The organism is Streptomyces sp. Rer75 (assembly GCF_013414305.1).
GTDB classification, from domain to species: Bacteria; Actinomycetota; Actinomycetes; order Streptomycetales; family Streptomycetaceae; genus Streptomyces; species Streptomyces himastatinicus.
Genome location: NZ_CP058693.1, coordinates 3,543,297 through 3,568,376, shown reverse-complemented (window position 1 = coordinate 3,568,376; position 25,080 = coordinate 3,543,297). Strand labels below are relative to the sequence as shown.

Annotated in this window: 17 protein-coding genes; 4 read left to right on the top strand and 13 right to left on the bottom strand. The window is 72.6% G+C overall.

Annotated elements, in window-relative coordinates:
• Positions 1-69 precede the first annotated feature (69 nt).
• The 12 genes from HYQ63_RS15205 to HYQ63_RS15150 all read right to left on the bottom strand — a co-directional run bounded on the left by HYQ63_RS15205 (position 70) and on the right by HYQ63_RS15150 (position 16,317).
• Positions 70-1,365, bottom strand: coding sequence for a PP2C family serine/threonine-protein phosphatase (locus HYQ63_RS15205; protein WP_179934306.1), 1,296 nt, complete (start codon positions 1,363-1,365; stop codon positions 70-72).
• Positions 1,366-1,368: 3 nt separating this feature from the next.
• Complete coding sequence (locus HYQ63_RS15200; protein ID WP_179934305.1) at positions 1,369-3,882, bottom strand: serine/threonine-protein kinase; 2,514 nt, start codon at positions 3,880-3,882, stop codon at positions 1,369-1,371.
• A complete protein-coding gene (locus HYQ63_RS15195; protein ID WP_179934304.1) occupies positions 3,875-5,218 on the bottom strand; it encodes a hypothetical protein in 1,344 nt (447 codons plus the stop codon). The genes HYQ63_RS15200 and HYQ63_RS15195 overlap by 8 nt, the downstream gene beginning before the upstream one ends.
• A gap of 221 nt (positions 5,219-5,439) precedes the next feature.
• Positions 5,440-6,456 carry a glutamate ABC transporter substrate-binding protein gene (locus HYQ63_RS15190; RefSeq protein ID WP_179934303.1) on the bottom strand — a complete coding sequence of 339 codons (1,017 nt, stop codon included), beginning with the start codon at positions 6,454-6,456 and terminating at the stop codon, positions 5,440-5,442.
• 80 nt (positions 6,457-6,536) lie between these two features.
• Positions 6,537-7,949 (bottom strand): hypothetical protein, encoded by a 1,413-nt coding sequence (locus tag HYQ63_RS15185; protein ID WP_373689087.1) that lies wholly within the window; start codon positions 7,947-7,949, stop codon positions 6,537-6,539.
• Between the two features lie 124 nt (positions 7,950-8,073).
• On the bottom strand, positions 8,074-9,204 hold the full coding sequence (locus HYQ63_RS15180; protein ID WP_179934302.1) for an N-acetylglucosamine kinase: 1,131 nt from the start codon (positions 9,202-9,204) through the stop codon (positions 8,074-8,076).
• Complete coding sequence (locus HYQ63_RS15175; protein ID WP_179934301.1) at positions 9,195-10,457, bottom strand: 6-phospho-beta-glucosidase; 1,263 nt, start codon at positions 10,455-10,457, stop codon at positions 9,195-9,197. The genes HYQ63_RS15180 and HYQ63_RS15175 overlap by 10 nt, the downstream gene beginning before the upstream one ends.
• The gene (locus HYQ63_RS15170; RefSeq protein ID WP_179934300.1) at positions 10,454-11,359 is read right to left on the bottom strand and encodes a carbohydrate ABC transporter permease; all 906 of its coding nucleotides are present in this window, start codon (positions 11,357-11,359) and stop codon (positions 10,454-10,456) included. The genes HYQ63_RS15175 and HYQ63_RS15170 overlap by 4 nt, the downstream gene beginning before the upstream one ends.
• Before the next feature lie 15 nt (positions 11,360-11,374).
• Complete coding sequence (locus tag HYQ63_RS15165; protein ID WP_179934299.1) at positions 11,375-12,328, bottom strand: carbohydrate ABC transporter permease; 954 nt, start codon at positions 12,326-12,328, stop codon at positions 11,375-11,377.
• 11 nt (positions 12,329-12,339) lie between these two features.
• Complete coding sequence (locus HYQ63_RS15160) at positions 12,340-13,668, bottom strand: ABC transporter substrate-binding protein (protein ID WP_179934298.1); 1,329 nt, start codon at positions 13,666-13,668, stop codon at positions 12,340-12,342.
• A 23-nt stretch (positions 13,669-13,691) separates the two neighbouring features.
• Positions 13,692-14,915, bottom strand: coding sequence for an ROK family transcriptional regulator (locus tag HYQ63_RS15155; RefSeq protein ID WP_179934297.1), 1,224 nt, complete (start codon positions 14,913-14,915; stop codon positions 13,692-13,694).
• A gap of 313 nt (positions 14,916-15,228) precedes the next feature.
• Positions 15,229-16,317 (bottom strand): mechanosensitive ion channel family protein, encoded by a 1,089-nt coding sequence (locus HYQ63_RS15150; RefSeq protein WP_179934296.1) that lies wholly within the window; start codon positions 16,315-16,317, stop codon positions 15,229-15,231.
• Between the two features lie 410 nt (positions 16,318-16,727).
• Between HYQ63_RS15150 and HYQ63_RS15145 the strand changes: the two genes are divergently transcribed.
• On the top strand, positions 16,728-17,267 hold the full coding sequence (locus tag HYQ63_RS15145; protein WP_009717897.1) for an HNH endonuclease: 540 nt from the start codon (positions 16,728-16,730) through the stop codon (positions 17,265-17,267).
• A gap of 85 nt (positions 17,268-17,352) precedes the next feature.
• Here the strand turns inward: HYQ63_RS15145 and HYQ63_RS15140 are convergent, their stop codons facing one another.
• Complete coding sequence (locus HYQ63_RS15140) at positions 17,353-20,352, bottom strand: beta-N-acetylglucosaminidase domain-containing protein (RefSeq protein WP_179934295.1); 3,000 nt, start codon at positions 20,350-20,352, stop codon at positions 17,353-17,355.
• A 423-nt stretch (positions 20,353-20,775) separates the two neighbouring features.
• On the opposite strand from HYQ63_RS15140, the gene HYQ63_RS15135 reads away from it, so the two are divergent.
• From HYQ63_RS15135 to HYQ63_RS15125, 3 genes are all read left to right on the top strand, one after another.
• Positions 20,776-21,063, top strand: a complete 288-nt coding sequence (locus tag HYQ63_RS15135; protein ID WP_179934294.1) for a hypothetical protein — start codon at positions 20,776-20,778, stop codon at positions 21,061-21,063.
• Entirely contained in the window at positions 21,063-23,225 is a 2,163-nt protein-coding gene (malQ, locus tag HYQ63_RS15130) for a 4-alpha-glucanotransferase (protein WP_179934293.1), read from the top strand. The genes HYQ63_RS15135 and malQ overlap by 1 nt, the downstream gene beginning before the upstream one ends.
• 127 nt (positions 23,226-23,352) lie before the next feature.
• Complete coding sequence (locus HYQ63_RS15125; RefSeq protein ID WP_257231861.1) at positions 23,353-25,044, top strand: alpha-L-fucosidase; 1,692 nt, start codon at positions 23,353-23,355, stop codon at positions 25,042-25,044.
• The last annotated feature ends 36 nt before the right edge of the window (positions 25,045-25,080 follow it).

Sequence of the window (25,080 nt, the reverse complement as noted above, 5' to 3'; positions counted from 1 at the left end):
CGAGAGCGTGGGCGGAGTGATGGCGTCCGGCGCCGCCCCTCCGGGCCGGAGCCCGTCCCCCTCGGGCCGTCAGGCGGATCCTGCCCCTCCCGGCGCGGCGGGGAACGGCACCACGGCCACTGTTACGTTGTCGTGGCCCCCGCCGTTGAGGGCGTGGCCCACCAGGACCCGCGCACTCTGGAGCGGCCTGCCCCGGGCGTCCGGCGGTACCGCGCGGGCCATCTCCTCCGCCGACTCGGCGTAGTTCCACAGCCCGTCGGTGCACACCACCACGACACCCGGCCGGTCCGGCTTGAACGAGGCCGTGTGCGGCTCCAGTTCGTAGGCGTCCGCGCCGAGCCAGCCGGTGATGGCGTGCGCCCGCTCGTCCGCGTACGCCTCGGCCTCCGACATCAGACCCGCCGCCACCATCTGGGCCGCCCACGAGTCGTCCTCGGTGAGCCGGGCGGGCCGGGTCGTCCGGTCGTCGGGCACCCAGTAGACGCGGCTGTCGCCGATCCAGCCGACGGTGAGCAGGTCGCCGGTGATCACGGCGCTGACGATGGTGCAGGCCGGAGCGTTCTGATGGCGCTGCTGGGGCTCCTCGTGCGGGCCCGGGGCGCCGGTCTCCAGGGCGAGCGCGGTGACCGCGTCGGCCGCGGCCACGATCGCCTCGTTCATGGCCTGCTGGGGGTGGGCGCCGCGGGGGAGCGCGGTCAGCAGCGACACCTCCGCCGCGTGGGCGGCCGCGGCCGACGCGTCGTCGGGCCGGGTGGCCGAGGAGACCCCGTCGCAGACCACCGCCACGACGGCCGGTGAGCCGTCCGGGAGGGCGGCGGTGGCCACGGAGAACGCGTCCTCGTTGCGGTGGTGGCGCAGCCCGCGGTCACTCGCCGCGGCGACGCCCGCCAACTCCCGCTCCATATGGTCGCGCTCACGTGCCTGGGCGTGCCCGCAGTGCTCGCAGTATCCGTCCCTGTCGATGGTGCCCTCCTGGCACGCGGCGCACCGGGGGCGGCTGCCGCCGCCGGGCAGCCGGGGGTCCGCCCCGGTGCCGGTGCCCGCGCTCGATGCCGTGCCTGTACTGGTGTGCGTCCGAGTGTGCGTGTCCGTGCCGGTGGGTGTACCGGCGGGGGTGGTCGGTGGGGTGCCGGGCGCTGCCGGGCCCGGCGGGGACGGGGCGTCGAGTGCCGCCGCGGTCCGCGGGTCGGTCACCGGGGGCGGTGCCGGGGCTGCCAGCCGGTAGTCCTCCGGCTCCTGCCGTGCGGACGGCACGACCGCCGACAAGTCGGCCCCGCACCCGCCACAGTAATTGTCTCCCGCCTCCAGCGGCTCTGCACAGGTTGGGCAGGCTGACAGCTGGGGCAGCTGTGGCATCTGCGACATCGATCACACCCACGTTTTGGGGCGGTAGCGGTTGGCCCGCTCCACCAGTTCGATCCTTTCCTCGCCGCGCTGTGCGAGCCTGGCGAGTACCCGGTACGAGCGCTCCAGTCCGAACCGCAGCCCGCGCTCGTCCAGGCTGCTGCCGAGCAGCGGCGGCCGGGTTCGGCCCGGCGGCGCGCCGCTGCTGCCGGACAGTACCCAATCCAGCGCACTGCCCAGGACTTCTGTGCACAGCCGCTCGCGCCGCACCGCGTCGAGGCCCAACTCCCCCAGCCGCTCCACCTGGAGGGCGGCCGCCGTCAGATCGGCCAACAGCGCTTCCCGCGCGGCACGCTGGCGCAGCCGGGCCCGCACCGCGGCGACCCGGGCCGCCGTGTAGTGGATCGACGACTCAGCAATCGACTCCAGCACCCGCACCGCGTCCGCCCGGTCCCCGGAGCACAGCCGGACCCGGGCCAGCCCGAAGGCGGCGCTCACGAAGCTCGGATCGGTCGCCCATACGAGCCGGTAGTACTCCGCCGCGTTGTCCAACTGGCCCAGCACCTCGGCGCAGACGCCGAGCGCCAGCTTCGGCGCGGGCTCCCCGGGGAACGCGTCGTAGACGGCGTCGAACGACAGCGCGGCCGTCTCGTGGTCGCCGGAGGCCAGCGCGTGCACCCCCCGGTACCAGACGATCCGCCAGTCGTCGCGGTACGCGGCCTCCAGACCGGTCAGCGCGACCCCCGCCTCCTGCGTCTGCCCCAGCTCCAGCAGGGCGCGCACCCGGCGCAGCCGCAGCTCGGGCGAGTCGACGGGCGCGGATTGCAGCGCCGCGCCGACCTCGGCGGGCGGGGCGGACAGCAGCCCGGCCAGGAAACCCGCGTTGGGATCGGAGGGGTCCACCAGCGGCACGGGCAGGGCGAGGGCGGTGGCCCGGGTGTCCAGCGGTGCGATGGCGGGCAGCGGCAGGGACAGCGGACCCTGCGGCGGTACGGGCGGGCCCTGCGGCGGCGCGGGCGGGCCCTGCGACGGTACGGGACCGCCCGTCGGCGCGCCCCGGTCCGTGGTCCGACCGCCCAGCAGGGACGGATCCTGGCCCTCCTCGGCGAACAAGACCGTGTCCACCACCCGGGTCTCCGGCCCGAAGAGGGTCGACAGCGCGGGCCGGGGCCGCCCGGTCTGGAGCGCCACGGCCTCCCGCAGCACCCCGGTCAGCTGGTCGGACATTTCCTGCGCGGAGGAGAACCGGCGCCCCGGGTCGGGGTCGGTGGCCCGCACCAGCAGCCGGTAGAACGACTCGTACCGCCGGAAGACCTCGATGTGCTCGGGGTCCGGGAGGCTGTCCACGAAGACGTTCGTATAGCCCTGGAAGTCGAAGGTGAGCACCGCGAGCGTGCGCGCCACCGTGTAGAGGTCGGAGGCGACCGAGGGCCCCTGCTCCGCGACCTCCGGGGCCTGGTAGCCCACCGTGCCGTAGATCGCGCTGTCCTCGTCGTCCACCCGCCGGACCGCGCCCATGTCGATGAGCTTGAGCTGGGCCTGCTGCTGTATGGCGTTGTCTACCTTGAAGTCGCAGTAGAGCAGGTTGCGGCTGTGCAGATGGCCGAGGGCCTCCAGCGCCTCGATCCCGTACGCGCACGCCTGCTCGACCGGCAGCGGATCGCGCCTGCCGTCCGGGGTGCGCCGCGCGTTGGCGATGTCCTTGAGGGACTTGCCGCCGACGTACTCCATGACGATGTAGCCGTCGAGACTGCCCGTGTTCTGGTCGAGGTGCTCGACGAAGTTGTAGATCCGGACGATGTTGGAGTGCTCGATCTCGGCGAGGAAACGGCGCTCGGACACGGCGGCCGCCAGCGCCTCCTCGTCACCGGTGTCCAGCAGGCCCTTGAGCACCACCCAGCGGTCCGACACCGCACGGTCGATGGCCAGATAGACCCAGCCGAGCCCGCCGTGCGCCAGACAGCCCGCCACCTCGTACTGCCCGTGCACGATGTCGCCGGGGCCGAGCTTCGGCACGAACGAATAGGGGTGACCGCACTTGGTGCAGAAGCCCTCGGTGCGGCCCGGCCGGTCGCCGCGGGCGCGGCCCACCGGCGCCCCGCAGTCGCCCTTGCTACAGAACCGCTTCCGCTCCGGCACCTCGGGGTTGGCCAGCACCGCCGTACGCGGATCGGGGCGCGGCACCTCCGGGACGCTGACCAGGCCCGCACCCAGCGCGTTCCGCCCCGAGGCGGTCGAGGACGAGCCGGAGCCGCGCACCGACACCGAACGCGAGGAGCGCCCGGAGGAGGAGCGGGAGAGCTGCCCGGACACCGAACGCCGGGACGACGACGAACGGGACGGCCGGGACGAGCGCGTCGAGCGGGACGACGAGCCATGGCCCCCGCCGCCCGCGACGCCGGTGGGCGGCGAACTCACCATGCCCTGCGGGGAGACCACCGGGGCCATCCCACAGGTGCCGCAGTACAGCTCGCCGCCGCCCACGTCCTCGTACGTCCCGCCGCACTCGCGCCGCTGGCAGGTGACGACGTCACTCATAGCGCTCCCCCTCGCTGCCGCGATCGGCGGCACCGTGACCGGCGGGATCCTGCTGCCGGGGCGCCAATGCCTCGGCAACCGCCCGCTGATAGCGCAGGACCGCCTGCTCGGCGGCGCGCAGATCGCACGGGGCGCTCCACAGCATCCGGCGCGCCACGTCGTACCGCTCCACCAGAAACGGGTCCTCCGCCATACCGTGCCGGGCGACCTTCGCCTTGTACGCGTCCAGCCGTCCGCGCAGCTCGGCGCGGACCGCGAGCGGTGCGGTCACCGCCGTCAACGACTCGCGGGCGCGCAGCAGTTCGTCGTCGGCCCGCTGCTCCAGGCTCTCCAACAGCGGGGAGAGCCGGTGCCACTGGGAACGCCGGCGGTAGTCGGCGGCCATGACCAGCTGCTCGTGCAGGGCGGTCGGCGGGCCGCTGACCGCGGGCACCTCGGACGCCGCGATCTTCGCCAGCACCTCACCGCGCGCCTGCCGGGCCTCGGCGAGGGTGCGATCGGCGCGGGACAGCACATCGCGCAGCCGCATCAGTCGCCGCTCCGCATCCTGCCGGACGTCCAGGACGGCCTCGATCTCGCGCCGTACGTCGTCCAGGGCGCGGGCGGCGCGGTCGTAGCGGACGGTGTCGGGACTGCCGCCGCCGGGCGCAGAACTCCCGGCGGCCGGTTTCCAGAAGGCGAGCGGATCGGAGACCACCTCGGCGCGCAGCGCGGTCAGCTCGGCGGTGATCTGCTCCAGATCGTCGCCCGAGGGGTGCTCCCCGGGCCGCACCCCGACCGAGTGGGCGAGCGAACGGGTGCGGTGCAGCTCGGCGGAGAGCATGTCGATCCGGGCGGGCAACGCGGACCACACGGCGTCGGCCGTGACGATGACGTCCAGCGCCTCGGCATACCAGCGGTTCATCCGGTCGACCAGCAGGTCCAGGCTCAACTGCTCGCTGAGCAGCGGCGTTCCGGTGAGCGTGGCGGTGCTGGGCAGGGTGATCCCGGGGCCGCGCAGCAGCTCGGTCAGCTCGGCCAGCTCGCCCGGGGTGGACCAGCGGTGCCGGGAGCGCACCTCGCGGGCGCGCCGGAGGGCGTCCGTGTACGCGTCGAAATAGCTCCACAGCAGCGAGATGGCCTGTTCGGTGGTGGCCCACCGCTCCTTGGTGACGCCCGTCAGCTCGGCGCCTTCGAGCAGCCTTCTGCCCGCGTGGTCCTGGAGGGCGAGCAGTGACGTCTCGATCGCCTCGTGCTCGGCGCCGAGCCTCGCCAGCGCACGGTCCACCTCTTCGCGGCCCATGGCCGGCCCCTCGGGTGTCCCCGCGGAGCCGGGGAAGGGTCCCGGGACCCCCATCGATCACCTCTCCGAGTCCGTATCCGTCAGGCGTGATCCGTCTGCTGCGACATCCCTACGCGTAGGAACCGGGCGCTAATCCTTGCCGGTCCGTGATCCTCGGCTCCTCGCCGGTCCTCAACTCCTCCTGCCCTCAGTCCATCTGCCCTCGGTTCCTCCGGTCCTCGGCGCCTCTGGTTCTTGGCCCCTCTGGTTCTTGGCCCCTTTAGTTCTTGGCCCCTCTAGTTCTGGTACAGGGGATCCGGAGGTGCCGGGTTCCGCTGTGTCCTGCCGAAATCCTCCGCGAGCCAGGTGCGGTAGGCGCGCTGCCAGGGGCTGTCGGCGCCGCCTTTGCGGTAGTCCTCCAGGACCTGGTTGACCCGGCGTACCAGGTCGTCGTCGTTCTTGTTCATCGCCACGCCGTACAGCTCATCGGTGAATCGTGGGCCGACCAGCTTGACGGAGGGGTCCTGGGCGGCCTGGCCCGCCGCCAGCGCGTTGTCCGTGATCACCGCGTCCACCTGACCCATCTGTAGCCTGACCAGGCAGTCCAGCTGGTTGGGAACGGGCGTGACCTTGATCGCGCCCAGCGCCTCGGCGCCTTTGTCCGGTTCGTCCAGCACGGCCTCGGCGGTCGAACCCTGGGCCGTGCAGACCCTCTTGCCGCGCAGGGTCGTGTTGTAGCCGGTGATGGACGAGTCGTCGGGGACCAGCACCTGCTGTCCGGCCTGGAAGTAGGCGGTGGAGAAGGCCACGTCCTTGATCCGGTCGCAGTTGATGGTCATCGTGCGCACCACGATGTCCACCTTGCCCTGCTGGAGGGCCTTGATGCGCTGACTGGTCGGAATGGTGCGGTAGATGACCGCGTTCGGATCGCCGAAGATGTCCTTGGCGATCGCGCGCACGAGGTCGATGTCGAACCCGGTCAGCTCACCGGTGGCCGGGTCGCGATAGCCCCAGCGGTAGCTGTTCTGGTCGACGCCCGCGATCAGCTTGCCGACCTTGTGCCCATGGATCTTCCGTTCCTTGATCCGCTTGATGGCCGGTCCGCTCGCGCTCGACGGCCGCAGGCTCGCCTCCGGCTTCTCGCAGTCCTCTGCCGCCGCCTCGGAACCGGCGCCCAGGGGGTGCGGGCCCGGGCGGGACCGCTGAGACGCCTGGGACTGCCGGGCGTCGCCCCCGCCGTCCACCAGTGCGGGCCCCACGATGGCCGTGGTCACCCCGAGGGCGCACACCACCCCGGCGAGGCCCGACCGCATCCGCGCCGATCGCAGTCGTGTCGATCGCGGCCGTGCCGGTCGTGTCCGCGTCGATCGCATGTCTCCGCCCCCCATCGCCGTCACCGGTACTCCGACAGCCTGCGGCCTATGCCCAGGACCGCGCCCGCCGCGCCCAGCACCGCCAGCACCCCGGCCCCGACCGCCATCCCGGTGAACGCCCCGCGCCCGCTGTCGGCGGCCTGCTGGAACTGCCGCTGCTCATGGCCCAGCGCCTTCGCCAGCTCGTCGTCCACCCGGTCGAAGGACTCGCCGGTGCTGTCCTTGGTGCCGATGACCTTCTCCAGCGCGTCCTTGTAGTCGCCCGCGTCATCGGCGCTACGGGCCGCCTTGTGACGGTCCTGCCAGGCGCGGACCGCCGTGGCGGCCGCCTCCACCGGCTCCCGGCCCCCGCCGTCGTCCGCGAGATCGTCCGCCCGGTCCAGCAGGCTGCCCTCGGCGGGGCGGTCGCCGGACCCGCCGCCGACGAGCCCGGCCATCCGGGAGGCGTAGCTGACCTCGTAGGCGTCCTTGCCCTTGTTGGCGCCGTCCTTGTCGACGACGACCGCGCCCCGCGCGACCAGCGTCAGGTTCTCGTCGGCGCGGGCCCGCAGCGAGGCGATCCGCGCCTCGTTGAGCACCCGCAGGGACTTCGCCCCGTGGTCGTCGGACTCGCTCAGGTCGGCGCGGGCGATGGCATGGCCGACCACCAGCCACACCAGCACCACCGTGGCGGCGGCGGACGCGCCCAGCAGCCCGTGGTTGAACACCCGGTTGGTCCGCAGGTAGTTGCGGCGCTGGGCCCAGCCCAGGGCGGCCAGCGCGACCACGCCCACCCCTATCGCCACCCATGGCCAGGACTTCGCGTCCCCGTAGTCGTCGCCGAGGCGGGCGGTCTCCGCCTCGTACAGCCGGTCGGCGGCGGGCAGCAGCCGGGTGCGCATCGTGTCGTTCGCATACCGCAGATACGCGCCACCCAGCGGCAGGCCCTGGCGGTTGTTGGCGCGCGCGGACTCGACCAGCCCCGTGTAGACCGGCAGCAGTTGGCTGATCTTCCGTATCTCGGCGCGTGCCGAGGCCGACCCCTCGGTGTTGGCCGCGGCCCGCACCAGCAGCTCGGACGCCGTGTCGATGTCCCGCTCATAGCGCTTGCGCACCGCGGCGGGCTCCTGGCCGCCCGCCAGGAAGCCGCTCGCCGCCGTGGTGTCCGCGTCGGCCAGCGAGCGGTAGATCCGCGCGGCGTCCGCGCTCAGCGGCTGGCTGTGCTCGGCCACCGCGTCGGCCGCGGTCTCCCGGTCGGAGACCTGCCAGGCCGTCACCGCCCCGAACGCCACCACCAGCGCGGCCAGCACGGCTCCGATGATCCGCAGCCGCCCGGGCTCGGTCGTGGCCGCGGTCCGCAACCGGTCCAGGCCCTCCCGCCACGCGGTCCGCGGCGGCGGGGCCGCAGGCGCGGGCGGCGGCGCTGGTCTGCCGGTGGTCGACAGAGATGACACAAGACCTCCCCCTTGGTCCGGACCCCACGGTCACTGTCCGCAGAAGTATGGACCGCGCCCCCCGGCAAGGTCACCGGTCTTGCCTGGATCTTGCTCGGACCGCGATCTTCCCTCCCCACTGTGTTTACGCTCGGGAGGGACTCCCGGTTCCCATTTCGTCACCGTGAGTTTCCGTGACGCCCGTTCGCACACGCTGCGTGGGCGCCCCCTCGCCCCCGTCGAAGTGCGCGCGCAGCCGGGCGTACGCCGCCGGTGGCGCGCCGGTGCGGTCCAGGCCGAGCAGCGCCGCCCCGAGCACGGGCGGGACCGTGACGACCCGGGGCGCGGCCTTCGGGGCGCGCTCGGCGAGGAGTTCGCGGACCCGGTCGTCCAGCTGCGGGTGCCGGGCCGCGAGCACCCCGCCGCCCAGGATCACCGGCGTCTCCTCGGCCAGCAGGTCCAGCCGGGTCAGCGCGACCGTGGCCATCGTGACCACCTCCTCCGCCTGGCGGTCGACGATCGCGCGCGCGACCTCGTCGCCGCCCGCGGCCACCGCGAAGAGTACCGGCGTCAGCGCGTAGCGGTGGGACGGCTCCAGCCGCCCCAGGTGGACGGCCTCGATCAGCTCGTACATCGTGGTCAGGCCGAAGTGCGCGGGGAGGGCGCGGGCCAGCTCGGTCGGCTCGCCCCGGCCGTCCTCCGCGCGCGCCGCCCACCACAGCGCCTCCTCCGACAGGAAGCCCCCGCCGCCCCAGTCGCCGGAGAGCCGCCCGATGGCGGGGAAGCGGGCGGTGCGCCCGCCGTGGCCCAGCCCGGCGCAGTTGATGCCCGCGCCGCAGACGACGGCGACGCCGGTCGGCTCGCCGTCGTCGGCGACCCCGGCCCGCAGCAGCGCGAAGATGTCGTTGGCGACCGTGACGGTGCCGCCCCAGCCGTGGCCGGTCAGCGCCTCCGTCAGCGCCTCCTCCTCGCTCGGCAGATCGGCGTTGGCCAGGCACGCGGAGACGTGCCCGACCCGCGGCGGACCGGAGCCCCCGGCCCGCCGCGCCGCCTCCTCCACCAGCCGCGCGAGCCCGCCGACGGCCCGCTCGGTGCCCACGACGGGCGGCCGGAAGCCGCCGCCGCGGGCCGTGCCGAGCACGGTTCCGTCCGGGCCGACCAGCGCGACGTCGGTCTTGCTGTTGCCCGCGTCGATCGCCAGCACGGGCGGCCCCGGTGCGGCGGAGGAGGGGGAGGCCGGTGCGGAACCGGCCGGTTCGGACTGCGTCAGGCCCACGCCAGGTGCTCCCGGTTGTGCGCGATCAGGTCGTCGGTCAGCTTCTCGGCGCAGTCGATCTGGCCGATGAGGGGGTGGGAGAGCAGCGCCTGGAAGACGCGCTCCCGCCCGCCCTTCAACGCTGCCTCCAGCGCCAGCTGTTCGTACGCCGTGACATGGGCGACCAACCCGGCGTACAGCGGCTCCAGGGGGCGTACCGGGAGTGGCTTCGCGCCCTGTGCATCCACGGCCGCCGGGACCTCGATCACCGCGTCGTCGGGCAGGAAGGGCAGGGTGCCGTCATTGAACGCGTTGACGATGCGCACCTCCCCGCTGTCGCGCAGCAGCGACGAGGTCAGATCGACCGCCGCCTCCGAGTAGAACGCGCCGCCGCGGCGGCTCAGCAGCTCCGGCTTCTCGTCCAGCGCCGGGTCGCCGTACATCTCCAGCAGCTCGCGCTCGATCGCCGCGACCTCCGCCGCCCGCGACGGCTTGGTGCGCAGCTCCCGTACGACGGCGTCGTGCTGGTAGTAGTAGCGCAGGTAGTACGACGGGACGACGCCCAGCCGGTCCACCAGGTCGCGCGGCATCCGCAGGTCGTCGGCGATCGCGTCGCCGTGCTCGGCGAGCAGCTTGGGCAGCACGTCCTCGCCGTCCGGGCCGCCGATGCGCACCGCCCGCTCCCAGGTGAGGTGGTTGAGGCCGACGTGCTCCAGCGTCACCTCCCCGGGCGCCACGCCCAGCAGCTTCGCGAACTTCCGCTGGAAGCCGATGGCGACGTTGCACAGGCCCACGGCCCGGTGCCCGGCCGTCAGCAGCGCCCGGGTCACGATGCCGACCGGGTTGGTGAAGTCCACGATCCACGCGTCCGGGTTGCGGCGGCGCACCCGCTCCGCGATGTCCAGCACGACCGGGACGGTCCGCAGCGCCTTGGCGAGCCCGCCCGCGCCGGTGGTCTCCTGGCCGACGCAACCGCACTCCAGCGGCCAGGTCTCGTCCTGGTTGCGCGCGGCCTGGCCGCCGACGCGCAGCTGGAGCAGCACCGCGTCGGCGCCGTCCACGCCCGCGTCCAGGTCGTCGGTCCAGGAGATCTTCCCCGGATGGCCCTGCTTGGCGAAGATCCGGCGGGCGAGCCCGCCGACCAGCTCCAGTCGGTCCGTGGCCGGGTCGACCAGCACCAGCTCCTCCATCGGGAGCACGTCCCGCAACCGGGCGAACCCGTCGATGAGTTCGGGGGTGTAGGTGGACCCGCCCCCCACGACTGCGAGTTTCAACCCTTGACTCCTGTCAGTGTGACGCCTTCCACGAAGGCTTTCTGGGCGAAGAAGAAGACGATGATGACGGGGGCCATGACCAGCAGTGTCGCGGCCATCGTCAGGTTCCAGTTGACGCTGTGCGCGCTCTTGAAGCTCTCCAGCCCGTAGCTGAGCGTCCAGGCGCCCGGGTTCTGCGCGGCGTAGATCTGCGGGCCGAAGTAGTCGTTCCAGCAGTAGAAGAACTGGAAGAGCGCGACGGCCGCGATGCCCGGCTTGGCCATCGGAACGATGATGCGCAGCAGGGTGCGGAACTCCCCGCAGCCGTCGACCCGCGCCGACTCCAGGTATTCCCGCGGAATCGTCAGCAGGAACTGGCGCAGCAGGAAGATGGAGTACGCGTCACCGAACGCCATCGGAATGATCAGGGGCCACAGCGAGCCCGACAGATGGAATTGCTGGGCCCAGACCAGATACATGGGCACCACGATGACCTGCGGCGGCAGCATCATCGTCGAAATGACCAGGATCATGGCGGTACGGCGGCCGCGGAAGCGGAACTTGGCGAGCGCGTACGCGACCGGAATGGACGAGCAGAGCGTGAACAGGGTGCCGAGCACCGCGTACATCAGCGAATTGCGCCACCAGTCGAGGAAACCAGGGGTCCGGAAGACCTCGGCGTAATTCGACCAGTGCCATTCGGTGGGCCACAGGGCGCCGCTCATCGCCTGGCTGTCGCTCATCACGGCGGTCAGGAAGACGAAGACGAACGGCAGCAGGAAGAAGAGCGCCGTGGCGACGGCGACGGTGTGGACGGCGATCCAGTGGAGCGCGGCGCGGCGGCGGGCGGCCGGGGCGGGGGAGCGCCGGGCGCGGGGACGGACGGGTGCGGAGGGCGCGGTGAGGGTGGTGGTTGCGGTCATGGCGGACGGGTCCTCTCAGTCCTCGGCCGACAGCAGGCCGGCGCGCCGGCGCATCAGCAGCGTCGTCACTGCCATCGCGATCGCGAAGAGCACGAGCGAGAGCACGCAGGCGGCCCCGGTGTTGAAGTTCTGGAAGCCGAGCGAGTAGACGAGCTGCGGCACGGTGAGGGTGGAGTGGTCGGGATAGCCGGGCTGGATGACCGAACCGGGCCCGATGCTGACACCGGAGGCGAGCTTTCCGGCCACCAGCGCCTGGGTGTAGTACTGCATGGTCTGGACGACGCCCGTCACGACCGCGAACATCACGATCGGGGTGATCGACGGCCAGGTCACATAGCGGAACTTGTGGAGCGCCCCGGCGCCGTCCAGGTCGGCCGCCTCGTACTGGTCCTTCGGCACGTCCAGCAGCGCCGCCATGAAGATGACCATGAGGTCGCCGATGCCCCACAGGGACAGCAGGACGAGCGAGGGCTTGGCCCACGTCGGGTCGTTGAACCAGTTGGGGGCGGAGATCCCGATCTGCCCGAGGATGTCGTTCACCGGGCCGGTGCCGGGATTGAGCAGGAAGACGAAGGCGACGGTGGCCGCCACCGGGGGAGCCAGATACGGCAGGTAGAACGCGGTGCGGAAGAAACCGACCCCGGACTTGACCTTGGTGACCAGAAGGCCGATGCCGAGGCCGAAGACGACCCGCAGCGCGACCATCACCACGACCAGCCAGAGCGTGTTCCACAGCGCCGGGCCGAACAGCGGCATCTGCTCGAACACGTACCGCCAGTTCCGCAGCCCCACGAAGGTCGGGGTCTCGATCTGGTTGTAGTGCATGAAGGAGAAATAGACGGTGGCGACCAGCGGATAGCCGAAGAAGACGGTGAAACCGACCAGCCAGGGGGAGAGGAAACCGAGGGTGCGCAACCGCTCGCGCACGGCCTTGCGGCGCAGGGCGGGGGAGTTCATCACTGTGGCCATGTCGCGCTCCGTCAGTTCTGAGCCTGGAGATTGTCGGCGTCGATTTCCTTGTCGAGTTCCTTCAGTCCCTTGTCCAGATCGGGTTCCTTGCCTTCTTCGACGCCATAGGAGAAGTCCTGGAGGGAGACCACGTACTGTCCGCCGTTGATCGAGGCGGGCAGGGCGGTGCTGTATCGGTTCTGCGCGATGTCCAGGAAGGCGCGGAAGGTGGGGTCGGGATCGAGCTTGGGGGAGGTGAGGGCGGCCTTGGTGGACGGCACGTTGTGGATGGCGTTGGCGAAGGAGACGACCTGGTTGGTGTCGGCGGTCAGGAACCTCACCAGTTCCCACGCCGCGTTCTGGTGTTTGCTGCTGTGCCCGATGCCGATCACCGTTCCGGTGAGATAGCCCCGGCCGTACGTCTCGGGCTGGTCGTCGGGTACCGGCAGGGGAGCGGTGCCCCACTTGAATGTGGCGCCCTTCATGAAGAGGCCGCGCCATTCGCCGTCCATGTGCATGGCCAGCTTGCCGGTGAGAAAGGCGTTCTGCGAGGACATCTCGTCGCCGAAGGAGGTACGGAACTTCTCCAGCGGGCCGTAGCCGCCCTGACTTTTCACCAGGTCCCGGGTGGTGGCGAAGAAGTCCTTGGCGGCGCTGCCCTTCGCCAGCCGCGCCTTTCCGTCCTTGTCGAAGTAGGTGGGACCCCACTGGGCGAAGAGGCGGTCCGGGCTGTTCTGGTAGAGCCGGAAGTTCGGCATGAAGCCGACCCGCTCATAACCGCCGTTCTTGGTGCGCTTGGTCAGCTTGACGGCGTCCCGCTTCAGCTCCGACATGGTGCGCGGCGGGCGGGAGATCCCGGCTTCCCGGAACGCGTCCTTGTTGTAGTACATGCCGTACGCGTCGGCCAGCAGCGGCAGCGCGCACTGGTCGCCGTCATAGCTGGTGTAGTCCAGCAGCGTCTTGGGGAAGACCTTGTTCTTGTCCAGTCCGGTCTTCTTCATGAACGGGTCGAGATCCGCCCACATCCCGGATGAGCAGTACTGTCCGACGTTGTTGGTGGTGAACGACGAGGCCACGTCCGGAGCGTCGTCCCCGCCGGCCCGCAGCGCCTGGTTCAAGGTGGCGTCGGTGACGTTGCCGGTGGTCTTCACCTTGATGTTGGGGTGGAGTTTCTCGAACCGGGCGATGCCGGCATCGATCGCCTTGACCTCGTTCTTCTCCGACCAGCCGTGCCAGAACTTCAGCGTGACGGGTTTGGTCGGATCGTCGGTCGCGCTGCCGGTGCTTGGATTGGCGCAACCGGCCAGCAGCAGGGCACCGGCGCCGAGCACCGAGGCGAGAACAGCCAGTCTTGGTGGCATGGCGGTACTTCCTTGCGGGGAATTCAGGCGGTATCGAAAACGGTGTTACGGGCATCGGCGACCGCCTGACGCAACGCGCCGATGAGTATCGGATCCCCCTCGATATCGCTGATCCGCAATTCCGGCCGGGGCAGGGCCAGCCCCGTCAGCTCGGTCTCGACCAGCTCGCGCAGCCGCTCCCCACCGGCCTGCGCGACCTCCCCCGACAGCACCACCAGCTCCGGGTCGACCACCGCGACGACGGAGGCGAGCCCGGTGGCCAGCCGCCGGGCCAGCTCGGTCAGCACCGCGTCGCCCGCCCCGGGGGTGCGCAGCGCGGCGGTGAGCGCCTTGGCGGCCGTGGGCGCCTCGATGCCGTGCTCCCCGGCCAGTTCTACGACGGCGGGGCTGCCGACCAGCTTCTGGAACCCGCCGCCCCCGTCCGGCGCGGCCGCGGCGTCCGGCCCGCCGCGGGCGAGCGGTGCCCCCGGCAGCGGCATGTAGCCGATCTCCCCGGCTCCGCCGGTGGCCCCGCGCAGGAGCGTGCCGCCGAGCACGATGGCCGCGCCGACCCCCTCGTCGGCCCAGACGAGGGCGAAGTCGTCGAAGTCCTGGGCGGTGCCGTGGTGCTGTTCGGCGACGGCCGCCAGATTGACGTCGTTCTCGATGACGATCGGGGTGTGCAGCACCTCGGCCAGCTCGTCCCGCAGCGCGCGCGACTGCCAGCCGGGCAGATGCGGTGCGTAGCGCAGGGTTCCGGTGCGCGGGTCGAGGGCGCCGGGGGTGCCGATGACGGTCCCGTGCAGGTCGGCCCGGTCGAGCCCGGCCGCGGCCAGGGCGCCGTCGACGGCCTCGGCCACCAGCTCCGCGGTGCGGCCGGTCAGGGACTCGTCGGTGGTGGGGGCGGTCACCCGGTGCTCGCCGACCACCTGGCCGGTGATGTCGGCGACGGCGGCGCTGATGCCCTCCTGGTCGACGGCGAGCGCCGCGACATGGGCGGCGGCCGGGTTGATCTCGTACAGCTGGGCGTTGGGCCCCGGCCGCCCGGTCACGTTGCCGGTCGGCCGGACCAGCCCGGCGGACTCCAGGCGGGTCAGCAGTTGCGAGGCGGTCGGCTTGGACAGCCCGGTCAGCTCCCCGAGCCGGGTCCGGGTGAGCGGGCCGTGCGCGGCCAGCAGGTCCAGCGCGGCCCGGTCGTTCATGGCGCGCAGGACCCGGGGGGTCCCGGGGGTGCCGTTGGGGGTGTTGCCGGGGGGTGGTGCGGCCATGGTGGTGCCCCGCCTCACTCTGTTAAGAAACTTTCCTATTGATGAAGAGGAAAGTAAGGCGCTTCCGGGGCGACGTCAATGGGGGGTGAGCGTCCGGATGTGGTGTCTTCTCGGCGAAGCCATAGCCATAGCCATAGCCATAGCCATAGCCATAGTCCTGGCATGGACAAGTCATCGCGGCGGGCGGCGGACGGCCCATCGGGTTCGCCAACCCGTCGCTGTACGGCCGGTACGGCACCGCCCCGTACCACGACGTGACCGACCATCCGCGGGGCGCCGGGGTCTCGCTCCCTTCAGCTGCCGCCCGCTCCCGTCACTTCGTGGGGGCGGGAGGGGACGCGGCTGGCGGCGGTGCGAGGGGGCTGGCCGCCACGGACTGCGGCGAGTCCGGGTTGGCCAGCGCGGACGGCGCGTTCATGCCCGCCGACCCGTCGGCCGCCTCGGTCGCCAGGTTCGCCTCGGGCGGGTGGCCGACCAGCTGGATGCCCGCCTCGTTCAGCGCCTTCTTGATCCGCCAGCGCAGCTCGCGCTCGACGCCGAGCGCCTTGCCCGGCATGGTCCGCGCCGACACCTGGACGACCATGGAGTCGAGGTAGACCGCGCTGAGCCCCAGCACCTCGATCGGCTCCCACAGCCGCTCGTTCCACGGCTCGTCCTTGCCCATGTCCACGCCGACCTGGTTGATCACCTCGCGGACCCGGTCCAGGTCCTCGTCGGCGCGGACCTGGACGTCCACCCCGGCCGTGGCCCAGCCCTGGCTGAGGTTGCCGATCCGCTTGACCTCGCCATTGCGGACGTACCAGATCTCCCCGTTGTCCCCGCGCAGCTTGGTGACCCGCAGGCCGACCTCGATCACCTCGCCGGAGGCCACCCCCGCGTCGATCGAGTCGCCCACCCCGTACTGGTCCTCAAGGATCATGAAGACGCCGGAAAGGAAGTCGGTGACCAGGTTGCGGGCGCCGAAACCGATCGCCACACCCGCCACACCGGCGCTCGCGAGCAGCGGCGCCAGGTTGATCTGGAGGGCGGAGAGGATCATCAGCCCCGCGGTTCCCATGATCGCGAACGAGGCGACCGAGCGCAGCACCGAGCCGATGGCCGCGGACCGCTGCCGCCGCCGTTCGACGTTGACCAGCAGCCCGCCGAGCGCGGTGCCGTTCACGGCCTGGGCCGTGCGGTTCATGCGCTCTATCAGCTTGGTGATCCCCCGCCGTACGACGGACCGGAGCACGAACGCGATCAGCAGGATCAGGGCTATGCGCAGCCCGACGCTGAGCCAGGTGGACCAGTTCTCCTCCACCCAGCCCGCGGCGTTGGTGGCGCTCCTGTGCGCATCGTCCAAGGTCGTCGGGGTCGTGGGACGAGGCGTCGAGTCAGCGGCCAGAGCAGCGGACCAGAACACAGCGGAAACCCTTCGGTGTACGGCATGCCCGCGCGGATGGGCGCACGCGCAATTCCTTCACACAGTAGCCGGGCGCGGGAAACCGCCGTTCCTGTGTTCGACAGCGCGCGAGCGCGCCCAGGGGGCGCACGAAAGCAGGCCCAACGGCCTCAGCTCGCGGTTTCCGCCGCCGCGCCTTCTTCCGGACGGCCGCAAGATCGGATCCGGGCCCGCCGGAGCCGTGATTCTTGCCACTCCACGAAGTTCTGAAGGCCCCGTGTGCAGTGTGTGCGGGCCGTATACGCCCGGTACGCGGAAATGCCTCTCAACCGTTAACCCGGTGATAGTGGCGTTCCGGCCAGGGTTCAGGGGAAACTGGGTGAGATCGTCCCGGCGCGAGCCACGCGCCGCCGGCGTACAAGGAGGCATCCGTGCCGCACGTCCTGGTCCTCAACGCGTCGTACGAGCCGCTCGGCGTCGTACCGCTCCGTCGCGCGCTCATTCTCGTCCTCAACGACAAGGCCATCAGCCTCGAGGACTCAGGCGCCCTGATGCACAGCGCAACCCGCGCGATCCCCGCTCCCAGCGTCGTCAGGCTGAAGCGCTTCGTGAGGGTGCCCTTTCGCGGGCCCGTCCCGCTCACCCGCCGCGCCCTGTTTGCCCGCGACGGCGGTAGATGCGCCTATTGCGGTGGCGTCGCAACCAGCGTCGATCACGTCATCCCGCGCAGCCGTGGCGGGCAGCACACCTGGGAAAACGTGGTCGCCGCCTGCCGCAGGTGCAACCACGTCAAAGCCGACCGGCACGTCGCCGAGATCGGCTGGCGGCTGCGTCATCAACCCGCGCCGCCGTCCGGCCTCGCCTGGCGCATCATCGGCACCGGCCATAGGGACCCGCGCTGGCTGCCATACCTGGAGGCATTCGGCGCGGACGACGCGATGGCCCGGATCGACGGCAGCAAAACTGCCTGAGACCCGGGCTGAAGCATTTTTGAGGCTCGCTTCGCCTCCGAGGTGCCCCTTCGCCAGATGAGCCGAAGGGGCACCTCGGTGCGGGCTAGCCGTTGCCCGGCTTCTTGCCCTTGGTCTCCTCCACCGCGTACGCCGCGACCGACCAGAGCGAGTAGCCGAAGCGGGTGCCGCGCTCGATGCCCTGGATCCGGACGAACCGGGTGTCCGGGGCGTCCAGCCCCACCATCTCCCGGCCGCCCTGGCCGTCGTTGACGGTCGCCGCCGTACGCCAGGTGCGTCCGTCGGCCGAGACCTGGACCCGGTAGCGCGAGGCGTACGCGTCCTGCCAGCGCAGATCGAGCCGCCCGACGTGGGCCGGGCGGGCCAGTTCGAGCTGGAGCCAGGCGCCGTCCTCGGCGGGGGAGGACCAGCGGGTCCCCGAGTCGCCGTCGATGGCCGCGGACGCCGGGAAATCGGGGGTCTCGTCGCCGGACGAGGTCGCCTTCGTGCCCTTCGCGCGGGCCAGGTCGGGGCCGCCGGTGCGCGGCAGGGCCCGGACGGTCAGCATGCGCTGCTCCGACCCGAAGCGGACCGGGACGGCGTACGTGCCCGGCTTGGTGTCCTCGTCGACCGAGATCTCGATCCGGGCCGTCGCCGTCGCCCCGCGCGGGGCCGTCACCCCCTCGGGGGCCCGGGCCGTGATGCCGTGCGGGGCGCGCAACGTGAGGTCGTCGTTCACATCGCCGGGGCGCAGGGAGGTCAGCTCGGCCCGGACGGTCGCGGACCGGCCGCCGACCTCGGCGTCCACCGATTGACGTGACAGCCGTAGCTCGGCGGCCGGGGTGTCGGCGAACCAGGGGGTGATCTCGTGCACGGTGGACGGGGTGGTGCCCGCCGCCCAGCTCAGCCGCACCGCGTCGGCGCGTATGCCCTTGCCGCCGACCTGGGTGAAGCCGTCGGCGGCCAGCGCGCCGAGCCTGCGCCAGCCCTCGCCCGGCACATGGGCCTCGACGGTGCCCGAGCCGTCCGCGGACCGCCCGGTGAGCGCGGAGACCGAGGCCAGCGGGCGGGTGCGGCCGAAGCGCACGGTGACCGGCTTGCCGGGGGAGGCCACCGTGGTGGTCGCCTTGCCGTCGGCGGCCGCGTGGTCGGCCTCGCGGGTGCGGAGCTTCTCCTTGCCCGACCGCTTCACGCCGGACCAGTCGTCCGCCTGGGCCAGCGCCTTCTTCAGGAAGGGGTCCAGCACGTCCTTGCCCACCGTGACCCGGCTGTCCGCGATCTTCTCGCGCAGTCCCTCGACCGCCAGCCGGGCGGTCCAGGCCCGGTCGCCGTCGCCGTGCGCCTGGGCGGTGAGCATGTCCACGGCCTGTACGCCCGCGTCGCCGTAGCGCCCGAGCTGGTCCAGCCAGGGCCGTACGTCGTCGCCCAGCGTCCCGGACAGCCGCGCGGGGGCGTCGCGCATCGTGGCGAACGCCGCGCGCAGCCGGTCCGCGGCCCGGTCCAGCCGCCCCACGTCCGTACGGCCGGCCGCCGACCAGAAGGCCTCGGTCAGGGGCCGCAGATACGCGGACTCGTCGCCTCCGAGCACCGAGGACGCGTCGTTCCCGGCGAGCGCGTGCAGCGCCGCGCGGGTCTTGTCGTCCGGCCCGGCGAGGTCATCGATGGCCGCCTGCCAGGACTCCTGGGGGCGGTAGCCGCGCGGGTTCCAGGCGAAGTCGGCCGCCGTGAACAGCGGGATGCGGGACGCGGTCGGCTGCTCCATGGCGTTGGCCAGCAGGGCGGCGGACTGGGTGGCCACGGCCGGGTCCCGGCCGGTGTAAGGGCCGAGGAAGATCCGGTCCTGGGCGTAGTCGTTGACCGGGTAGTTGTCCATGGTGACCAGCCGGTGGCCGAAGGCGGCCCGGGCGTCGGCCAGCTCACCGCCGGTGATCGTCCTGGGCACCACCCCGACGCCGGTCCAGGCCACCTCGACGGCGGTGTCGAGTTCGGCGGCCAGCGCGCGCCGGAACTCGGTGTCGCCGTCCTGGAAGTACTCGGTCGGCATCAGCGACAGCGGGGCCGCGTCCGGGTGCCGCCCGGCGAGGTGGCGGGCGACCGCGTTGGCCATCTTGGCCTGCGCCTTCGCTGCCGCCTCGGGACCGGAGCCGAAGGCGTCGGCGTCCTTGCCGCAGTGCCACTCGCTGTAGCTGACGTCCTGGAACTGGAGCTGGAAGGAGCGCACCCCCAGCGCCCACATGGCGTCGACCTTCTTCAGCAGCGCCTTCAGGTCGCTGTCGGAGGAGAAGCACATCTCCTGGCCGGGGGAGACCGCCCAGCCGAGGGTCACATGGTTGGCGCGGGCGCGGGTGGCCAGCTCGCGGAACTCCTCGCGCCGCTCCGCGGGGTACGGATCGCGCCAGCGGGCCTGGCGGTACGGGTCGTCGCCGGGCGCGTAGAGGTAGCGGTTCTGCTTGGTGCGGCCCATGAAGTCGAGCTGGGCCAGCCGGTCCCGCTGCGACCAGGGGGAGCCGTAGAAGCCCTCGGTGGTGCCGCGGACCGCCGTACCGGGCCAGTCGCGGACGGTGACCCCGGCGAAGGACTTGGTGTCCTGCCCGGTCCGCTGGACGAGCAGCTGGCGCAGCGTCTGGACGGCGTGGAAGAGGCCGTCCGGCCCGACCCCGTCCAGCGCGACCGTGGCGCGCCCGTCCACCCGGCCGCTGGCCAGCCGGTAGCCGCCGGACGGAAGATCCCCGCGCTCCGGCGCCCGCAGCGCCCGCAACGCGCTCTGTGCGCCCTTGCCTCCGGCGTGCACCACGAGCCCGCGCGCCGGGGGCTTGCCCTCCGGGGTGGCCTCGCTGACCGTACGCACCCCCGCGTCGTGCAGCAGGGCGCGCAGCGCGTCCAGCGCGTACGGATCGGCGTCGCCGTCCGCGATGAGCGTGGCTTCGCCGGATATCGCCACATCCGTCCCCTGTGTGCGCAGCGACTGGGGCCGCGGCCAGACGGGCGGCACGTCTCCGGTGCTGTTCCGGTCCGGTGTGGAGGCCCCGGGCGTGCCGGGATCCACGGGCGCGGCGCTCGCCCCCTGGGCGCCGCCGAGCAACCCGCCGATGACCGCGGCCGCCATGGCCGTCGCCCCCACTGCCCTCGGCCTCTTCCCCCGGAAGTGCACGGGCGTCTCCTCGATTCAGATAGCTGGCCCCGTCGTATCGGCCGCAAAAGGCGCCAATCGGCGACGAGCCCACCAGCACGCCGGTGAGGTGTCAACGCGCATGACCGAACTGTCGGCATTGCCGCAACCGCGGTGGTGCCGACGGATGTGCCCTCCCCGTGGGTCGCCCCCCTGCGCGCCGTCGTGTCGCCCCCGCAAGTCTGACGGATGAAGGCGGGCCCTGTCCGTAAGCTCTGTGTTCCCGACCCCTCCCGGCCGCGAAATCGCCTGTCCCGCGGGTGTGACGTACGGCACGTCCGGGTGTCGTTTACGTCTGCGGCCGGATTGAGTGGGTAGGGCTCGTCATTGACACACTGCCGACACCCCACGGAGGTCCGTGTGGCCGCGTCAGCTCTTCTCCCTACTGCCCTGTCCAAACCCGTGCCCGAAGCCGTGCGCGAGCCTGATCCGTTCGCCGGTGTCTCCGACCCCGACTGCGGACTGTGCGGACTGGACGGCTTCGGGTCCGGTGTCGCCACCGAGGCACCCCTCACCAGCGAACCCCCACTCGCCGACAACATCCCCCTGACCAGCGAGCCCCCGCTCGCCACCGAACGCCCCCTGACCAGTGAGCCGACCGCCGCCGGCACCGGCGCGGACGCAGCCATGGAGCCGATGGAGTACTGATGGGCAGAGCGCGGCTCGCCGAGCTGCACGGTGTCGCCACCTCTTACGAGCCCGCCCCGGGCCGCACCGTCCAGGTGCCCGAGGACACCGTCGTAGCCGTACTCGCCGCGCTGGGCGTGGACGCCTCCACCCCCCGATCAGTGAAAGACGCGCTGGACCGGCACGAACGCCGACAGCGCGACCGGCTGCTGCCCCCCTGCGTGGTCCTGCGCCCCGGCGGAACGCCGCGCCAGGCCCTGCCCGACGGCCTGGCCGAGGCCCTGCCCGACGGCACGGAGCTGCGCGTGCGCACCGAGGACGGCGCGCCACGCGGGTGGGGGCCTGCGGCCGCCGCGCGCCCGTTATTACCTCCGGGTACGGGGGCGCCCCTGGGCACGGACGCACCCCTGGGCACGGGTTCGCTCACGGACACGCCCTTACCCCTGGGTACGCACACCCTCACCGCGCGCGCCCCCGACGGCCGCACCGCCACCGCCGCCCTCATCGTGGCCCCCGACCGGATGCCGTCGCCCCCGGCCCGCAGCCACGGCTTCCTCGTCCAGCTCTACTCGCTGCTGTCCGCCCGCTCCTGGGGCATGGGCGACCTCGGCGACCTGGCCGACCTCGCCGCCTGGTCCGGGCGCGCCTTCGGTACGGGATTCATCCAGCTCAACCCGCTGCACTCGGCGGTACCCGGCACCCCCGCCGCCCCCACCGACCCCTCCCCCTACCGCCCCTCCTCGCGCCGCTTCCCCGACCCCGTCCACCTGCGGGTCGAGAACGTGCCCGAATACGCCCACCTCGGCGGCGCCGCCCGCGAGCGGGCCGACCGGCTGCTGGAGGCCGCGGCCGCGCTCCGTACGTCCGTCCTGCGCGACGGCGCCCTCATCGACCGGGACGCGGTCTGGGCCCTCAAGCGCGAAGCGCTGGAACTGGTGCGGGCCGTCCCCCTCAGCCTCGGCCGCCGCGCCGCCTACTGCGACTTCCTCGCCGAACGCGGCCAGGCCCTGGAGGACCACGCGCTGTGGTGCGCCCTCGCCGAGACGTACGGCACCGACTGGCGCAGCTGGCCCGACGGCCTGGCCGACCCGCACTCCACCCGCACCGCCCGCGCCCGCGGCGAGCACCTGGACCGCGCCGACTTCCACTCCTGGCTCGCCTGGCTCACCGACGACCAGCTCGCCGCCGCCCAGCGCGCGGCGCTCGACGCGGGCATGGGCATCGGGCTGGTGCACGACCTCGCCGTCGGGGTGCACCCCTCCGGCGCCGACGCCTGGGCCCTCCAGGACGTCTTCGCCTCCGGCATGTCCATCGGCGCGCCCCCGGACGCCTTCAACTCCCGCGGCCAGGACTGGGGCCTCCCGCCCTGGCGCCCCGACACCCTCGCCGCCACCGGCTACGCCCCCTACCGCGAGCTGCTGCGCGGCCTGCTGCGGCACGCGGGCGCGCTGCGCATCGACCATGTGATGGGCCTGTTCCGGCTGTGGTGGGTCCCGGAGGGCCGCCCGCCGACCGAGGGCACGTACGTGCGGTACGACGCGGACGCGATGCTCGGCGTGCTCGCCCTGGAGGCCCACCGGGCCGGGGCCGCCGTCATAGGGGAGGACCTGGGGACCGTCGAACCCGGCGTACGGGAGACCCTGGCCGGTCGGGGAGTGCTCGGGACGTCGGTGCTGTGGTTCGAGCGCGACTGGAACGGCGGCGGCGTGGCCCGTCCCCTCACTCCCGAGGAATGGCGCGCCGACTGCCTGGCCACCGCCACCACGCACGACCTCCCCAGCACCGCGGCCCGGCTCACGGGCGACCACGTCGCCCTGCGCCACCGCCTGGGCCTGCTCACCCGCCCGCTCGCCGCCGAGCGGGCCGCGGAGGCGGCCGACGTCGCCGAGTGGACGGAGCTGCTGGGACGGCTGGGCCTGCTGCCGGAGGGCCCGGGCGACGAGGAGGCCGCGATCAGGGCCGTCCACCGCTTCCTGCTGCGGACGCCCGCGCGGATGGTGGGCGTGTGGCTCCCGGACGCGGTGGGGGACCGGCGGCCGCAGAACCTGCCGGGTACGTGGGACCAGTACCCGAACTGGCGGTTGCCGATCGCCGACGCGGCGGGCAGGCCGATGACCCTGGAGGCCCTGGCGGCCTCGCCCCGCCTCCACGCCCTGATGGCAACCCTGCCCAAGGCCCCCTAGTAGCCCCGAACCGGGCCCTCGAGCGGGGCAAGCCCCCGGACCCCGCCCGGCGGCCGGCCCACGGTTTCGGGGAGGGGCGGGGTGGGGGATTGCTGTCATGGACACAACCGCATACCGGAGGGGACCCATGTCCGGACGACGACCCGCCCGAAGACTCCGCACCCTCGCCCTCGCCACCATGGCCGCCGCAGCGACACTGATACCCACGGGCGGCGCCGCCGCCCAGGACACCTGCGAGGCCCCCATCGCCGACGCATCACAGCACGTCATCGAGGTCTGCGACACCCCCGCCCGCATCCTCGACAAGGCCGTCCACACGGTCCCCACCCCCGGCCAGCTCGCCTGGCAGCAGCGGGAGGTCACCGCCTTCACCCACTTCGGCATGAACACCTTCACCAACCGCGAATGGGGCTCCGGCACCGAGGACGAGAAGCTGTTCGACCCCGCCGCGCTCGACTTCGACCAGTGGATGCGCACGTACAAGGCGGCCGGGGCCCGGCAGGTCATGCTGACCGCCAAGCACCACGACGGCTTCACGCTCTACCCCAGCCGCTACACGGACCACGACGTGGCCGCCAGCCCCTGGTGGACCCGCGGCCCCGGCGGCAAGAACCCGGACGGGGACGTGCTCGGGGCGTATGTGAAGGCGGCACGGGCGGCGGGGCTGAAGGTCGGGGTGTACCTGTCGCCCGCCGACGGGGCCGAGCTGCCGCACGCCTGGCACGCCCAGTGGGTGGAGCAGGTCAAGGAGAAGCAGGCGAACGGCGAGCAGTTGTCGCTGCCGGAGCGCATGGCGCTGGAGGACGCGGGCCGCGCGCCCGCGGGCGAGGGGCGGTACGGCAACGGCAGCACGCCCACCGAGCGCACCGTCCCCGCCCTCGTGCCCGGCGACGACCGCGCCGCCGACGTGGCCTCCGGCAAGCTGCCCAGCTTCCGCTTCACGGCCGACGACTACGACGCGTACTACCTCAACCAGATCTACGAGGTCCTCACCCAGTACGGCCCCGTCGACGAGTTCTGGCTGGACGGTGCGAACCCCTGGTCGGGCGCCGGGATCACGCAGAAGTACAACGTCACCAACTGGTTCCGGCTGATCCGCGCCCTCTCCCCGGACAGCGTCGTCTTCCAGGGCGCCCAGGGCGTGCGCTGGGTGGGCAACGAGAGCGGTGTCGCCCGCGAGACGGAGTGGTCGGTGACCCCGTCCGCCGTCGACCCCTGGACCGTGATCGGCGGAGGGCTGCCCAACGACTCGACCGACGCCGACATCGGCTCGCGCGCGAAGCTGACCGCCCCCGGTGTGAAGTACCTCCAGTGGTATCCGGCCGAGGCGGACGTCTCGCTGCGCCCCGGCTGGTTCCACCACCCCGCCGAGCGCCCCAAGACGGCCGCGCAGCTGATGTCGCTGTACGAGCGCAGCGTGGGCCGCAACGCCTCGCTGCTGCTCAACGTGCCGCCCGCGAAGAACGGCCGGATCGACGGCGCCGACGTCGCCTCGCTCACCGCCTTCGGCACGGCCGTGGCGAACACGTACGGCTCCGGCCTGCCGATCGGCGACGGGCCGGTGACGTTCGACCGGGTGCGGGTCGGCGAGGACATCCGGTACGGGCAGCGGGTCGAGGCGTTCACCGTGCAGGCGCGTACCGCGGGAACCTGGCGGGACATCGCCTCCGGCACCACCATCGGCGCGCGCCGCATCCTGGCGCTGCCCCAGGCCGTGACCGCCGACGCGGTGCGGGTGCGGGTCCAGGAGTCGCGTGCGACGCCGCGGCTGCTGTCGGTGACCGTCCACCGGGCGCAGAAACTCCAGGAAGGGCCTTAAAGGCCACCCCGCGCACGCGCCACCCACGGGCGTCCG

Bases quoted from the DNA above. Each gene is read 5' to 3' on its own strand.
- HYQ63_RS15205 (WP_179934306.1), bottom strand. From the start codon at position 1,365: ATGTCGCAGATGCCACAGCTGCCCCAGCTGTCAGCCTGCCCAACCTGT.
- HYQ63_RS15200 (WP_179934305.1), bottom strand. From the start codon at position 3,882: ATGAGTGACGTCGTCACCTGCCAGCGGCGCGAGTGCGGCGGGACGTAC.
- HYQ63_RS15195 (WP_179934304.1), bottom strand. From the start codon at position 5,218: ATGGGGGTCCCGGGACCCTTCCCCGGCTCCGCGGGGACACCCGAGGGG.
- HYQ63_RS15190 (WP_179934303.1), bottom strand. From the start codon at position 6,456: ATGCGGTCGGGCCTCGCCGGGGTGGTGTGCGCCCTCGGGGTGACCACG.
- HYQ63_RS15170 (WP_179934300.1), bottom strand. From the start codon at position 11,359: ATGACCGCAACCACCACCCTCACCGCGCCCTCCGCACCCGTCCGTCCC.
- HYQ63_RS15165 (WP_179934299.1), bottom strand. From the start codon at position 12,328: ATGGCCACAGTGATGAACTCCCCCGCCCTGCGCCGCAAGGCCGTGCGC.
- HYQ63_RS15160 (WP_179934298.1), bottom strand. From the start codon at position 13,668: ATGCCACCAAGACTGGCTGTTCTCGCCTCGGTGCTCGGCGCCGGTGCC.
- HYQ63_RS15155 (WP_179934297.1), bottom strand. From the start codon at position 14,915: ATGGCCGCACCACCCCCCGGCAACACCCCCAACGGCACCCCCGGGACC.
- HYQ63_RS15140 (WP_179934295.1), bottom strand. From the start codon at position 20,352: ATGGCGGCCGCGGTCATCGGCGGGTTGCTCGGCGGCGCCCAGGGGGCG.
- malQ (WP_179934293.1), top strand. From the start codon at position 21,063: ATGGGCAGAGCGCGGCTCGCCGAGCTGCACGGTGTCGCCACCTCTTAC.
- HYQ63_RS15125 (WP_257231861.1), top strand. From the start codon at position 23,353: ATGTCCGGACGACGACCCGCCCGAAGACTCCGCACCCTCGCCCTCGCC.